Origin of the sequence: Mycobacterium sp. GA-1285, assembly GCF_001499905.1 — a bacterium.
Lineage (GTDB): Bacteria > Actinomycetota > Actinomycetes > Mycobacteriales > Mycobacteriaceae > Mycobacterium.
In genome coordinates this window covers 37,877-51,371 of the sequence record NZ_LQIS01000014.1, presented here as the reverse complement: position 1 = coordinate 51,371, position 13,495 = coordinate 37,877, and the positions used below count along the sequence as shown (strand labels likewise).

Sequence of the window (13,495 nt, the reverse complement as noted above, 5' to 3'; positions counted from 1 at the left end):
CCTCCCGTCGGGTCAGGTCGGCACGGCCGCCAGTGCGGCGCGTTGGAGATAAGGCCAGGCCAGCTCGGGCGGCAGACCGCCGCACAGTGGAAGCAGCGGAAGCGGTCCGCCGTCTCGGACAGCCGCGACGGCCTCCTCGGGTGTGAAGATGCGGTAGGGCCCGCGGGCTGCCCTCAGCTCGGAGACACTTCGCGCCGTTGAGATGCTCGCCACCGAATCGTTGCCGTGCCGGTAGGAGGCGGCCGTCACCGCATCGTGCAACAGGTACGGTCCCAGCTCCTGCCACGCCGCATCCACATCGTCGGCGACGAAGACCGTCGTCGGGGCGCCCTCGACGGGGAACTGCATGAGGCCGGGCTCGAATCCGTTGTTCCGGCACTCGATTTCGTAGAACTGTTTCAACTCGGCCGAAGCGACCTGAGAGATGAAACCCAGCCCGTGCCGCGCGGCGCGCCGGGCGGCGGCCCTGCTTCCCCCGGCGATCAGCAGGTAGGGCCCGCCAGGCGACGACGGAGGAGGCGTCACCTGAACGCGGCGCCCGTCGATATCGATCGGCTCCCCGGTCAGCAGCCGCAGCAGCAGCGCCAGCGACTCATCGGCCAGTGCGCCGCGCCGGCGCATGTCCACGCCGAAATGCTCGTACTCCTCGGCGCGGTGGCCGATGCCGAACGCATAGGAGACGCGGCCGCGACTGATGATGTCGAGCACGGCGATGTTCTCGGCCAGCCGCACGGGATCCCAGAAAGTGATGGGCACGGCTGCCAGCAAGATCGCCAGGCGGGTGGTTCGCGCGGCGATCGCCGAAGCCAGCAGGTGCGGCGCAGGCAGGTGGCCGTCCTCGGTCCCGTGATGTTCGGAGAGCACGGCGACCACCGCACCGCGCGTCTCGGCCCACTCACACATCCGGACAGCGGCCGTATACAGCTCGGTGGTGGGCGCACCGGCAGCGGGGGCGCGCATGTCGAAACGGAGCGTGAACATCAGCACCGCAACAAAGCCGAAGTATTCACGACGATCGACTTTAACCTAATTTTTGTTCTGGTTTAATAGTGATTGCTATTCTAGGCTGGCGCGCCATTCTCGATGCCGCGAGCACCGCACTCTTTCGAGGAGGCTCGATGACCGCAGGTAAGCACCGCGTCGTGGTCTGGTCGACCGGCGGAATCGGGTGCATCGCGATCCGTGCGATATCCCAGCGCCCCGACCTGGATCTCGTCGGGGTGTGGGTGTACTCCCCCGAGAAGGACGGCATGGACGCGGGTGAACTTGCCAACGGGCAGCCGATCGGGGTGGCCGTCACCACCGACGCGGACGCGCTGATCGGGCTCAAGCCCGACTGTGTCGTCTATGCGGCCAGCGGACCCGAGCGTGACGCGCTGGCGATCCCGGACTATGTGAAGCTGCTCAGCGCCGGAATCAACGTGGTGACGACCAGCACGACCCACCTGGTCAACCCACACGCCTACGAACCCGCCGAGTGGCGCGACCAACTGGCCGCGGCGGCCAAGGAGGGCCAGGTCTCGTTGTACGCCTCGGGTATCGAGCCGGGATTCGCCGCCGACTACCTACCGCTGGTGCTGAGCACACAGTCCTCGCAAATCGAGAAGATCCACGCTTACGAGATCGGCCTCTACGACGATTACGGCGTCCCCGACATCATGAGCGACGCATTGGGGTTCGGGCGGCCGCTTGACTACCAGCCGTGGATCTCCTTCCCCGGCGCCATCGCCGGCGAATGGCAGGGCCAGATCCGGATGGTCGCCGAGGCGCTGGGCGCCGAAGTTCAAGAGGTCCGCGAGACGTTCGACCGTGCGGTGACGGAGCGAACGCTGGAGGTGGCGATGGGCACCGTCGAAGCGGGCACGTGCGGCGCCCTGCGGATGCAGGCGATCGGCATCGTCGACGGCCACGAGGCGATCGTGATCGAACACGTCACCCGGTTGGCGCCCGACGTGGCTCCCGAGTGGCCGACTTTACCGGGTGCGCTCGGCTATCGGGTCGTGATCACCGGTCAGCCCGACATCGAGTGCACAATGGCGGCCACCGTCCGTGACCGCAAGGACGCGGCCATCGAAAGCATGACCTCGGGTGCAGGGGCGATGGTCGCCACGGCGATGCGCGTCGTCAACGCGGTGCCATACGTCGTTGCCGCACAACCGGGTCTGCTCAGTTCGGTCGACCTGCCACTGACGATCCCGCGGCACGCATTCAACCCACGCGGGTCAGCGTGAACGGCGTCTCGATGTCGAGCACCTTGTTGAATCCGCATGCGCCGCTGGGGCCCTCGGTCTTGTCCCAGCCGGTGTACTTGTTGGGGTCCTGCGGATATCCGAGCCAGAACACCCACGTCTGTTTGCCGGGGTACGCCGTGCCGTCGATGCACGGCTCCCAGTTCTCGACGGTCCTGCTGACCTTCCACCGGCCGCTCAGGTAGATCAACTCCGCGCTCCAGCCCTGGTCGCTCTCCACGCGGCCGGTGCAATCCTGAAACGTTGTACACGACGAGGTGATCGTCCAGGTCTGCGTGACGCTTGCCTCGTCGTGACGCGAGTCGTTGGTCTCCGCCCACCGGCCATCGGAGAACGCGGTGAAGACGCCGTTGATCGCGACTTCGTTCTGCGCCCGTGCGTGAGGCGCGGAAGGGATCGCCGCGATGATCACCGCCGCGATCGTCAGCGCTCGAATCATTGCGCGCCTCCCCTGTAGATCAGCTCCCGCCAGGACTCCGGGCTTTGCACGAGATCGGTTTGGTGACCGATGTTTCCGTCCGGTGTCGCGTATCGGCCGGTCCGCGGATCGTAGTGCGCGATGGCGACGGACGGTCCCTCCGCGGGACCGGTGGTGACGGAACTCGGCGTCGCGGGCACCGCTCCCGGCGGGGGTGGCGATCCGTCCGTCGGCGGCGGTGGTCCGGGTGGGGATGCAGCCTGCGGCGCCGGCGCGGTGGCACCCTGCTGATCCTCTGCCCGCGACACGAGGGGCGGGATCGCGCCCGCCGGCAACGACGGCATCTGTGCGCCGGGAGCCAGCGGCGGAGGCGGGATCGGCGGCAGCGGACCGCGCGGCACGGCGCCGGGCGGAAGCGGGGTGCCTTCGAGCGGAGCGAAGAGATGCTCGTCGGCGCTGACCCGATCGTCGGGAAGTACGCCCTGAGAGATGAGGTTCGGATCGAGCGGATACGGGCCCAGGGTGTGTTGCCGCATCGCGAGCGGTACATAGGGTTTGTCGCTGTAGCACTGCTCGACGGTCGGTGCCCGCTTGCCGGGCACCCCCATGCACGGCGCGTTGCGCGCACCCCGCACGACGATGGGCGAATCCTGCGGCAGCTTGCAATACAACCCGTCCGGGGTGTCGATCGTGGTCTGATCGTCCGGACTGCGCCATTCCGAAGGCGGCAGGAATCCGACGGTGCACGGGTTGGGGTCGGCCATCTGAATCCGGAAGTCGCCGAGGGCGATACCGGTGGGATTGTTCTGGGGAGCCGACGACTGCACGTTGGCCACGAACGGTGGTAACAGCACGAGTACCTGTTCGAGCGAGGGGCGATAGGTCACTGCCACCTGACCGAGGGTGGTCATGTTGGCCAACAGCACCGGCAGGGTCGGCTTGATCTGCTCCAGCAGCCCGGCGGCCTCGTACGCGGCGGCGGGGGCCTGGTCCAGCAGAGTGCGGAATTGCGCGTCGTTGGCCACGAGCTGACCGGTGACACCGGCGAGGCTTCGCGTCCACAGACGCAGCGCGTCGGTCGAGCGGGCTTGCGAATCAAGCAGTGGCACAGAGTCTTCAGCCAATCGTGCCGAACGGGGGGCGTCGCTGTTCAGGGCTTCGGAGAGCGTGGCAGACGAATCGACCAGCGATCCCATGTCGAAACCGGCCCCACCGAAAGCCTTGTACGATTCGTCGATCAACTCGTTCAGCTGCCCCTTCGGGATGCTCTTGATGAGCATGTTGATTTGATCCAGCATCGGGCTCACCGGCTGGGGAATCGCGGCGTCGCCCTTCGAGATCACCGATCCGTCTTGCAGATACGGCGGTGAGTCGGTACGAGGGAGCAGTTCGACGTACTGCTCACCGACGGCTGAGACGCTGCGCACCTCGGCTCGCAGATCGGCCGGGATCTTGGGTGACGTGTCGAGTCGCAGAGTCGCGGTGGCCTGCGTGCGGGACACGTCCATCTCGGTCACCCTGCCCACCTGCACGCCGCGGTAGGTGACATTGGCGAAACGGTAGAGCCCGCCGGAGGAAGGCAACTCCAGCGTGACGGTGATCTTCCCGATGCCCAGCAGAGTGGGTACCTGCATGTAGGCGAACACCATCGCGACCACACCGATGATCGATGCGATCGTGAAGATCACGAGCTGGATACGCACCATCCGTGGCAGCATCAACCACCACCCCCGGGTTCCCACGGCGCGGGTGCCGCATTGGGGATCGGACCGAAGGGCGGTGAAGTGCCCACCCCCAGAGGGAATTTGGTGTAGTAGGCGTCGTACCCGGGATCACCGGGCGCGGGGATCAGCGACGCACGGTCCTGCCCGAGTCGGGTGCCGAGCAGTAGACCGCGTTTGAGCCGCGGATTGGTCCAATCGACCGTGACGAATAGGTTGACGTAGTCCCCGCGGACCCCGCGGTCGATCAGGTTCTGGGTCAACGGAAACGTCGGTAGCCAGGCCAGCGCGGTATCGATCTCGGGTCCCACGTCGGCGAGCGCGCGCAGCGTCGGTTCCAGGTTGCGCAAGTTCGTTACGAGATCGGCTTGGGTGTCGTTGATCAAACCGGTCACCGTATCGCTGAACTGCCCCAGCCGCTCCAGCGCGGTGGTGAAGCGGGGCCGCTCGCGGAGCAGGACGTCGAGTGCGGGCGGAATCTTGTTCAGCGCCCGCGTCAGCACCTGCTGCTCATCGCCCAGTCGCTGGGAGAACCGGTTCAGCTCATCGATCGTCGCGAGGATGTTGTCGCGCTGCCGGTAAAGAGTGCCGACGAAGGTGTCCAGCCGGGCGATCAGATCCCGCACCGTGGCCTGGCGCCCCGAGAGGGCGGTGTTGAAGTTGGCGATGATATCGCCGATCTGCCCCAAACCGCCGCCATTGACCACGGCCGCCAACGATGCCAACGTCTGTTCTGTCGACGGGTAAGTCGAGGTCTTGTCCAAAGCGATCGTGGCGCCCGGACTGAGCCTGCCGCGTGGTTCCTCGCCCGGCGGTGGGTCGAGCGCAACGTGCATCGACCCCAGGAGGCTGGTCTGTCCCACCGTGGCGACGGCATTGCCGGGCACCACGATGTCAGGCTTGACCGACACCTCGAGGTCGATGTGCCAGCCGTGCAGTGTCATCCTTCCCACGCTGCCGACCACCACATCGTCGATCATCACCGGCGAATTCGATTCCAAGGTACCGATGTTCGCGAGTTCGACGTGGTAGACGTGGCTATCCGGACCACGGCCAACCGCGCCCGGTAAGGGCAGCGAGTTGACCCCTTGGAATGAGCATCCGGCAACCGTCATTAGCACGGTCAGGCCGGCCGCCACCGTGCGCAGGCCGATCATGAGGGGGCACCGCCGTGCGTGACCGGGGGCGGCACCGCCACCGGTGGTGCCGGCGCGTTGGGCCGCTCCGCCGGCAACAGCATGTCCTGCAGCGTCGGCGGACCCGATGGGGCGGGCGCGACTGTCATCGGTGTCGGACCGGGTGGTGCGGGCGGCACGCTCCAACCGGGAGGCGGCGGCACGTCGCCGACTCCGGTGTAGGCCGACACCGCGGGCGGCGATTCCGGTTGGTCGTCAGGTGGCCCGCCCGCTCCGGGCATCAGTTCCGGTTCGGAATACCGCAGCATGTACGGCGGCGGATTCGACGACAGAAACAGGCTGAACGGAAACGGCACGTTGTTGATGCTCGCTGTGCGCAGTCCCGGCCCGAGATACTGCGAGCACAACTTTCCGGTCGTCGGTGCGGTGACATTTGCGAGCGCGCCGATCATGCCGCAGAAGGCCCACACCGGATTCGACAGATTGTTCAACACGAACACGCCGCTGGCCGCCCCGGTGCGCGGGTCGAACATGTTCACCGCGTTGGCGATCGAATGCGGCGCGATGTGCAGGACGTTTTCCAGCGCCATGCGGTTGTCGGCGAGGTTCTGGGTGACGTTGGCCAGTCGCTGAATCTGTTCGGCTGCCGGGTCGCGCGTGCCGCGGATGAATCGGGTGGTGTCGTCGACCACGTCGGACAGGTTCTTCAGCGCGCCGTCGAGGTCGGATCGGCTGTCGTCGACCACACTGGTCAACGTCGCAAACCTGTCCTGGAATTGCACGATCTGTTCGTTGCTGTCCCGCAGCGCGGTAACGAACTGCTGCAGGTGAGCAATGGTGTCGACGATGTTGCCGCTACCGTCGGCGAGTATGCGACCGACGCCGGACAGTTGCGCAAGGGTCTGACGCAGTTTGTCGCCGTTACCGTCGAGGGCGTTGGCCGCACTGTCGATGAACCGGCCGACCGATCCCGTCGACATTCCTTCTGCCGGACCCAATTCGGTCGCCAGGCGCGTCAACTGTTCTTTGACTTCGTTCCACTCGACCGGGACGGCCGTGCGTTCCAACGGGATGACCGCCCCGTCGGTCATCGCGGGGCCGGACTCATATGCGGGCGTGAGTTGGACATACCGGGCCGAGACGAGGTTCTGCGCCACGATCACCGCCTTGGCGTCGGCGGGAACCTTGATCCCGTGGTCGACGGCAAGTGTCATCTCCGCCTCGGTGCCGACCGGTTTGATCGACTCGATGGAGCCCACCTTGACGCCGGCGATGCGAACCTCGTCGCCGGGGTAGATGGCGGTGGCGGTGGTGAAATGAGCGGTGATCGTCGTGGGCCGGAATACGGTCTGCCGGATCAGGACGACGATCCCGCCGACGAGGGCCACCACCAACGCAACAGCGAGCACACGCTTTGCAACACTGTTCATCGGCCCGGTCCCCACTGTTCGTGAGGCATGGGAATCCCGTTGTAGGGGAACGGGAGTTCGGCGCGCGGCCCGGCGTTGTCGGGTGGCTGGCCGGCATTGACGCCGCGCCGGAACCCGAACGCGTAATCGAAGAACGGTTGGAAGATCTGGCCGAAGAAGATGTTGGGGATGTAGGCCTGGTAGTAAGGTCCGTTACCGATCGTCTCGCCCAGCGTGATCTGGAACTTCGCCAGTCCGGGAAGGGCTTTGGCGATGTTGTCCCGATTGTTCTCCAGGACCTCGGTGACGCCGTTGAGCTTCCCGAGCGTGGGGGCAAGCTCTCGCTCGTTTTCCGCGATCAGTCCGGCAAGCTGCTGGGACAACGCCGACGTGTGCGCGAGCAGTTCGACGATGGCGTAGCGCCGCGCCGACAACACGGCCACCAGGTCGTTGGCGTTGAGGATCAACGTGTTCACCTGCTCACTGCGATCCGAGAGGATCTCGGTGACATCGGCGCCATTTGCGAGCAAATCGCCCAGGGTGTCGTCACGGTCGTTGATCGCCCGGGACAACCGCGTCAGCCCGTCGAACGCAGGGCCCAGCTGCGGCGCCACCTGTTCCAGGGTTGCCGACAGGGTGTCCAATGACCGGTTCAACGAGGCTGTGTCGGTACCGGCGGTGTTGGTCGTCAGCTCACTGACCGCCTCGGTCAATGAATACGGAGACCCGGTGCGCGACAACGGGATCACCTCCATCGGATGCAATGAGCCCTCGCCTTTGGATTCCAGGGTCACGACGCGCTCGCCCAACAGGGTCCCGGTACGGATATGCGCGGTGGTATCCGAGCCCAGAGTGACCGAGCCGTCGACCACCAACGTCACCACCGCGTTGCGCCCCTCGAGCGAGACGCTCGAAACGCTGCCCACCTTGATCCCCGAGATCGTCACGTCGTTGCCCGCCGCCAGTCCGCCGGCGTCGGCGAAATGTGCCTGATACCGCACCGCGGTCGCCCATGACATCAGCCGTTCCGGGGCGAGCCCGACGGCGATGACCAGCACGATCAGTATCACGCCCAAAACCCCGGCCCGGATGAGTTGTCTACCACGGTATTTCAGCATCAGGGTTCGGTGCACCTCCCGGTTTCCTGTTTGATCCACGGGAAGACGGCGGTACGGCCCTGCAGGTCGGTCACCCGCCACTTGAGCTCGCAGATGTAGTAGTTGAAGAAGCTGCCGTAGGACCCGGTGCGGGTCAGTTTGCGGTAGTTCTCGGGCGCCTTCTGCAGGCTCGTGTCAATCCGGTCCTTCTGAAAGTCGAGGTGGGTCGCCAGTCGGGATAGTTGCTCGACGGTGCCTGCCAGCGGCGCGCGCGCATCGCTGAGGAGGTCGGCCACCGAAGCCGTACCGTTGTTCAGCGAATCGATCGCGGTGCCGATCGGATCACGTTCCGCCGCAAGCTCGGTGACGAGCCTCTCCAAGCGGTCTATCGTTTGCGAGAACCTGTCCCCTTCCCGATTCAGCGTGACGAGCAGTGTGCGCAGGTTGTCGATCAGTGCCTGGATCGTCTGGTTGTGCTCGGCGAGCGCCGTGGTGAAGCCTGAAGTGTTGTCAAACAGGGACCGCAAGGTGCCGCCCTGCCCCTGGAAGATCTGGATCAGCGACGCTGACAAGGCGTTCACATCTTGTGGATTGAGCCCCCTGATCACCGGTTTGAGGCCGCCCAGTAGGAGATCGAGATCAAGAGCGCCCTCGGTCCGCTCCACGGGGATCTGGGAGTCGGGTGGCAACGGCGTTCCGTCCGGTCCCTCGATCAGCTCCAGGTATCGGTCACCGACCAGGTTCAGGTACCGCACTGCCGCCCGGGTGCCCGTGGTCATGCGCACGTTCGGGTCGGCGTCGAAGCTGACCACCACGGTCTTGTCCGGACGGAGCTTGACGCTGTTGACCGTGCCGACCCGCATTCCGGCCACCCGCACCGACTGTCCCGTCTTCAGCCGCGAAGCATCGGCGAAGACCGCCGTGTAGTCCTTCGTACTTCCGGTTTGATACTGCCCGAAGATGAAGAACAGCGACGCGGTCAGCACGGTCATCACGAACGCGAAGGTTCCGAACTTGACCAGGGTCGACCGCAGGGAGCGCCTCATCCCGGTTGGCCGATCTGCGCTGTGTTGCGGGGCGGCCCAGCGGTTTCGGTGTCGGGGAACATGATCTGCTTGATGATGTCGGCGTTGAGGACGACGCCGGGGTAGGTCCGTCGCCACGGATTGGTACCGGTGTCGGCCACGACATACGGTACGACGGTCTCGAAAGGCAGCTTCGGCAATCCGGTGCACTGCGGCCCGCCTTCGGCGCCGGCCTTGGGCAAGTCCATGGGATAGCGGTACCGCTCCTGAGCCCACAGGAAGCCGGCCAGCACCTCGACACCGGGCGATTTCAACGGTGGCAAGTGAGACGCCTCGACCATCCCGGCCAGCGCGCACCACAGCGCCTGGTTGTACTCGTCGGTCAGCGCGGTGGTCGGGACCAGCAGCCGCAGAACCTCGGTCAGCGGCTGCCGGTTCTGACCGATCACCTCGTTACCGACGTCGGCCAGTCCCGTCACGCTGACCAGCGCGGCATCGAGATCGTCCTGCTCATCTACCAAGGTCTCGCTGATATGCGACGCGTTGTCGGCAATCGTCACGAAATCCCCTGTCACATCGGCGTATGCGCGCAGCACCTGTGGAGCGAGATCCAGATCGCGATTCAACGCAGGCAGGGTGGGTTCGAGGGTCGCGAGGTAGGAGTCCAGGTCGGAGAGCATCTGGCCGAACTTCTGCCCACGCCCGGACACAGCCTGCGCGATCGCCCCGAGCGTGGAATTCAGTTTCGCCGGCTCGATCGTGGACAGCACCGCGGTCAGCTGCTCGAAGACGGTGTTCACCTCGACCATCACGTGCTGGGCCTCGATCACCTGACCCGCACGCAGCGATTGCGGTGAAGGATCGTCGGGGAAGACGAACTGGACTTGCTTGGCGCCGAACACCGTTGGCGATGCGATGTCGACGAGTGCGTTGGCCGGAATCGCATCGAGCCTCGAGGGATCCATCGCCAGATGCAGTGCCGCCTCACCGCTGGGAAGTTCTTCGATCGTGGCGACTCGTCCGACCTGAACGCCGCGTATCTGGACCTTCGCATCCGGATTCATCACCAGACCGGCACGCTGCGAGATGACCGTCACCGGAACGGTATCGGAGAAGTCGCCCCGAAACAGGCTCGCCGCCAACGCGAACACCGCCACCACCGCAACGATCGATGCCAGTCCAACGAGTGGGCGCAACAGATACTGCTTCACCGGCCACCCTCGTGCTCATGCCCGGGGTCTCCCGCACCGCAGCCCTTCGGTCGGTATGACAAGCCCGCTTTCCCCCCGGTGTGCACTCGGAGACGGTGCAGGACTCTATAACGGAACATATCTTTGGGTCAATCGCTTCCGTTACTCGATCGGAGATTCCTGGTTGCAAATCCTCTTTCAGGCGGTCAGAAGGACACTTTTTGTTTGCTGCACAAGAATGTCATACAGCCCAGCCCAGTTCAACAGGCAAATATTAGACAATTAGGTGTTATCTGTCTCGTGCTCGCGACGCTCACAAGCAGCCTGTCATATGGCCAATGGCCGGGACACATCGGAACAATGATTAGGCCCACCCGGACACGCCGCGATGCGACCGGAAGGCGGACGATCCACGGCGTTGACCTAGGCCGATTCAATGATGACGCGTTGCCCAAGCCCCGAGGAGCTAAATGACAATTATTAGGAGAATAGAGACGAATGGTCTCAAAAGCGCCCAGTGATAACCGAACTCAGTGGCGCCTCACGGTCGCTAAACTGTCGTCGGCGTCAAACAATACGAGTGGAACCGCGCTTGACCGTGCGCGGAGGTCTATTCGGGAAGCCGCAACTCGGGCTTTTCGACCTCTTCGATATTGACGTCTTTGAAGGTGATGACGCGCACCTGCTTGACGAAGCGGGCGGGTCGGTACATGTCCCACACCCAGGCGTCGGCCAACCGCAGCTCGAAGTACACCTCTCCATCGGAGTTGCGCGGTACGAGTTCGACGCTGTTGGCGAGGTAGAACCGCCGCTCGGTTTCCACCACGTAACTGAACTGGCCGACGATGTCCTTGTATTCGCGGTAGAGCGAGAGCTCCATCTCGGTTTCGTATTTCTCGAGATCTTCGGCACTCATCGGCTCAGCTGTCCTTCATGTTGGTCGCTGCCCCCTTGTTGGCTCCCATTGTCCCCTATCCCGCTTCGTCGCAATGATCCGGTGGACTTACCCGGCTGGAGTCAACCAGTTCGGTCACCACCCTGATTCCTCCGGCCGTAGCGACCCGACGGACGTTGATGAACGAGTACCGGTGCTGACTACAGGGCCCCAGCGCGGCCAGCGCCGCGCTGTGCGCGGGTGTGCTGTAGCCCTTGTGATCGGCGAACCCGTAACCGGGGTGCTCGGCTTCCATCTCCACCATCATGCGGTCACGGCTGACCTTGGCCAGCACGCTTGCCGCCGCGATGCACGCCGCAGCCGCGTCACCGCCGACCACCGGAAGCGACGGCGCCGGCAGCCCCGGCACGCGGAATCCGTCGGACAGCACATAGCCGGGTCGCACCGACAGGCCCGCAACCGCTCGGCGCATACCCTCGATGTTGGCCGCATGCACGCCGCGGCGATCCACCTCGTGCGAGGGAATGAACACCACGTGGTAGGCCAGGGCGTAGCGCCGGATCAGGGGGAAGAGACGCTCGCGCTCCTTCTCGGTCAGCTTCTTCGAATCGTCGAGCGCCGAGAGACTCTCAAACCGATTGGGGCCGAGGACGCAGGCCGCGACGACAAGCGGTCCCGCACACGCACCACGGCCGACCTCGTCGACGCCGGCAACCGGTCCGAGACCGCTGCGATAAAGGGCAGATTCCAGAGTGCGCAGCCCCGAGGATTTCCGGATCACCGTGCGCGGAGGCCATGTCGCCGGCAAGAACAGCTCTCCTAATTGCGTCTGGCGTTACGTCTGCGGGTCCACGCTGCTTACGCCACCCCAACGGGAAGGCGGCCATGCGATGAACCGTGCCTTTCCGATGACATTGTCCACCGGGACCGTGCCGGCCATCGGGTCGCCCGTGCACAACAAACCCTTCTGCGCGTCGGCCGGGGTGTTGGTGCAGTGCGCGCGGGAATCTGCCGAGTGGGTGCGGTTGTCCCCCATCACCCACAGTCGGTCTTCGGGCACCTCCACCGGCCCGAACTCATTTCCCAGGCAGGGGTAGATCGCGGGGTCGGCCCGCATGGTGTCGGGGTCCAGGTACGGTTCGTCGAGGCGTTTCCCGTCGACGGTCAACCCGGTCGCCGCTCGGCATTCCACGGTCTGGCCGCCCACCGCGATGATCCGCTTGACGAGGTCGTTCTCGTCGGGCGGAACGAATCCGACGACTGAAAGGGCGTTCTGCACCCACCGGATCGCGGTGTTGTCCGAGCGGATCGACCTGTAGTTGATGTTCCAGTTCGGGGGGCCCTTGAACACAACGACGTCGCCGGGCTCGGGAGACGAGAACCGGTAGGTCAGCTTGTCGACCATGATTCGGTCGCCGGTGCAACCCGGGCAGCCGTGCAGAGTGGGTTCCATTGACTCTGATGGAATCAGGTATGGCCGGGCGACGAACGTCAGCATGACGTAGTAGAGGACAAGTGCGATCGAGATCAGGATCGCGAATTCCCGGAGTGCCCCGCCCTTCTTCTTGGGCTTCTCCCTGTCCTTCGTGGGCTCTGCGGTGTCCTTCTTGGACTCTGCCGTGTCGCCGTCCGGCGTGCCGGTCTGGGGCCGGTGCGAGGCGGATGATTCGTCGGACTTCGGGGAACCGGTCACTGCATCAGGGTAGCCAGCGCCGTGCTCGGCCTCGCGCTGCTCGCGCTCCAAGGGTCAAGTTCCGGCGTCGACGGCCGACCGGGAACTCAGCGCTTTTCCTTGATCTTGGCTTTCTTGCCGCGCAGCTCGCGCAGGTAGTACAGCTTGGCGCGACGTACGTCGCCGCGGGTCACGACGTCGATGTGGTCGATGTTGGGCGAGTGCACCGGGAAGGTCCGCTCGACGCCGACGCCGTAGCTCTCCTTGCGCACGGTGAAGGTCTCCCGGACCCCGCCGCCCTGGCGACGCAGAACCACACCCTTGAAGACCTGGATGCGCTCCTTGGAGCCCTCGATGACCTTGACGTGCACGTTAACGGTGTCGCCGGGACCGAAGTCCGGGATGTCGTCGCGCAGCGATGTCTGATCGACGAAGTCCAGCGTGTTCATCGGTGACACTTCCTTGCGGTTGGCGGCTGCGGGCGCTGCTGTCACGTGTGCGCCGTGACACAGCTTGCCGAGCCGATCTGATCGGGCGAATCGGGGTGTATCTCGCAGCGGGCGGAACTGGCCGTTTCCCGGGTCCTGCACAGACAACTGCCCAATTGTGCCAGATGAGACCTGATCCAGCGAAATCGCACCGAGTCGCCGGTCCGACGCGTGAGATTACCGATCGGCGCCAGG

General features: G+C 64.9%; 13 protein-coding genes. 1 reads left to right on the top strand and 12 read right to left on the bottom strand.

Annotated elements, in window-relative coordinates:
- Window positions 1-12 precede the first annotated feature (12 nt).
- Complete coding sequence (locus AU193_RS10940; RefSeq protein ID WP_064422458.1) at window positions 13-981, bottom strand: LLM class flavin-dependent oxidoreductase; 969 nt, start codon at window positions 979-981, stop codon at window positions 13-15.
- A gap of 137 nt (window positions 982-1,118) precedes the next feature.
- On the opposite strand from AU193_RS10940, the gene AU193_RS10935 reads away from it, so the two are divergent.
- A complete protein-coding gene (locus AU193_RS10935; protein WP_064422401.1) occupies window positions 1,119-2,231 on the top strand; it encodes a hypothetical protein in 1,113 nt (370 codons plus the stop codon).
- Here the strand turns inward: AU193_RS10935 and AU193_RS10930 are convergent.
- From AU193_RS10930 to rplS, 11 genes are all read right to left on the bottom strand, one after another.
- Window positions 2,209-2,688, bottom strand: a complete 480-nt coding sequence (locus AU193_RS10930) for a hypothetical protein (RefSeq protein WP_064422400.1) — start codon at window positions 2,686-2,688, stop codon at window positions 2,209-2,211. The genes AU193_RS10935 and AU193_RS10930 overlap by 23 nt on opposite strands.
- Window positions 2,685-4,385 carry an MCE family protein gene (locus AU193_RS10925; RefSeq protein ID WP_064422457.1) on the bottom strand — a complete coding sequence of 567 codons (1,701 nt, stop codon included), beginning with the start codon at window positions 4,383-4,385 and terminating at the stop codon, window positions 2,685-2,687. The genes AU193_RS10930 and AU193_RS10925 overlap by 4 nt, the downstream gene beginning before the upstream one ends.
- Window positions 4,385-5,545, bottom strand: a complete 1,161-nt coding sequence (locus AU193_RS10920; protein ID WP_064422399.1) for an MCE family protein — start codon at window positions 5,543-5,545, stop codon at window positions 4,385-4,387. Before AU193_RS10920 ends, AU193_RS10925 begins: the two co-directional genes overlap by 1 nt.
- On the bottom strand, window positions 5,542-6,954 hold the full coding sequence (locus tag AU193_RS10915; RefSeq protein ID WP_064422456.1) for an MCE family protein: 1,413 nt from the start codon (window positions 6,952-6,954) through the stop codon (window positions 5,542-5,544). The genes AU193_RS10920 and AU193_RS10915 overlap by 4 nt, the downstream gene beginning before the upstream one ends.
- The gene (locus AU193_RS10910; RefSeq protein WP_064422398.1) at window positions 6,951-8,051 is read right to left on the bottom strand and encodes an MCE family protein; all 1,101 of its coding nucleotides are present in this window, start codon (window positions 8,049-8,051) and stop codon (window positions 6,951-6,953) included. Before AU193_RS10910 ends, AU193_RS10915 begins: the two co-directional genes overlap by 4 nt.
- Window positions 8,051-9,076, bottom strand: a complete 1,026-nt coding sequence (locus tag AU193_RS10905) for an MCE family protein (RefSeq protein ID WP_064422397.1) — start codon at window positions 9,074-9,076, stop codon at window positions 8,051-8,053. The genes AU193_RS10910 and AU193_RS10905 overlap by 1 nt, the downstream gene beginning before the upstream one ends.
- Entirely contained in the window at window positions 9,073-10,266 is a 1,194-nt protein-coding gene (locus AU193_RS10900; protein ID WP_371259183.1) for an MCE family protein, read from the bottom strand. Before AU193_RS10900 ends, AU193_RS10905 begins: the two co-directional genes overlap by 4 nt.
- 589 nt (window positions 10,267-10,855) lie before the next feature.
- Window positions 10,856-11,161: a DUF2469 domain-containing protein gene (locus AU193_RS10895; RefSeq protein ID WP_064398671.1), complete on the bottom strand. Its 306-nt coding sequence runs from the start codon at window positions 11,159-11,161 to the stop codon at window positions 10,856-10,858.
- A gap of 55 nt (window positions 11,162-11,216) precedes the next feature.
- Entirely contained in the window at window positions 11,217-11,948 is a 732-nt protein-coding gene (locus AU193_RS10890; RefSeq protein ID WP_064422396.1) for a ribonuclease HII, read from the bottom strand.
- Between the two features lie 27 nt (window positions 11,949-11,975).
- Window positions 11,976-12,833: a signal peptidase I gene (lepB, locus tag AU193_RS10885; protein WP_064422454.1), complete on the bottom strand. Its 858-nt coding sequence runs from the start codon at window positions 12,831-12,833 to the stop codon at window positions 11,976-11,978.
- 86 nt (window positions 12,834-12,919) lie between these two features.
- Complete coding sequence (gene rplS / locus AU193_RS10880; RefSeq protein ID WP_064351209.1) at window positions 12,920-13,261, bottom strand: 50S ribosomal protein L19; 342 nt, start codon at window positions 13,259-13,261, stop codon at window positions 12,920-12,922.
- Between the last annotated feature and the right edge of the window lie 234 nt (window positions 13,262-13,495).

What these genes read in the sequence shown, in the direction of transcription:
- AU193_RS10915 (WP_064422456.1), bottom strand. Translation starts at nt 6,954, where the DNA reads ATGAACAGTGTTGCAAAGCGTGTGCTCGCTGTTGCGTTGGTGGTGGCC.
- AU193_RS10905 (WP_064422397.1), bottom strand. Translation starts at nt 9,076, where the DNA reads ATGAGGCGCTCCCTGCGGTCGACCCTGGTCAAGTTCGGAACCTTCGCG.
- AU193_RS10910 (WP_064422398.1), bottom strand. Translation starts at nt 8,051, where the DNA reads ATGCTGAAATACCGTGGTAGACAACTCATCCGGGCCGGGGTTTTGGGC.
- rplS (WP_064351209.1), bottom strand. Translation starts at nt 13,261, where the DNA reads ATGAACACGCTGGACTTCGTCGATCAGACATCGCTGCGCGACGACATC.
- AU193_RS10930 (WP_064422400.1), bottom strand. Translation starts at nt 2,688, where the DNA reads ATGATTCGAGCGCTGACGATCGCGGCGGTGATCATCGCGGCGATCCCT.
- AU193_RS10895 (WP_064398671.1), bottom strand. Translation starts at nt 11,161, where the DNA reads ATGAGTGCCGAAGATCTCGAGAAATACGAAACCGAGATGGAGCTCTCG.
- AU193_RS10935 (WP_064422401.1), top strand. Translation starts at nt 1,119, where the DNA reads ATGACCGCAGGTAAGCACCGCGTCGTGGTCTGGTCGACCGGCGGAATC.
- AU193_RS10925 (WP_064422457.1), bottom strand. Translation starts at nt 4,385, where the DNA reads ATGCTGCCACGGATGGTGCGTATCCAGCTCGTGATCTTCACGATCGCA.
- AU193_RS10940 (WP_064422458.1), bottom strand. Translation starts at nt 981, where the DNA reads ATGTTCACGCTCCGTTTCGACATGCGCGCCCCCGCTGCCGGTGCGCCC.
- AU193_RS10920 (WP_064422399.1), bottom strand. Translation starts at nt 5,545, where the DNA reads ATGATCGGCCTGCGCACGGTGGCGGCCGGCCTGACCGTGCTAATGACG.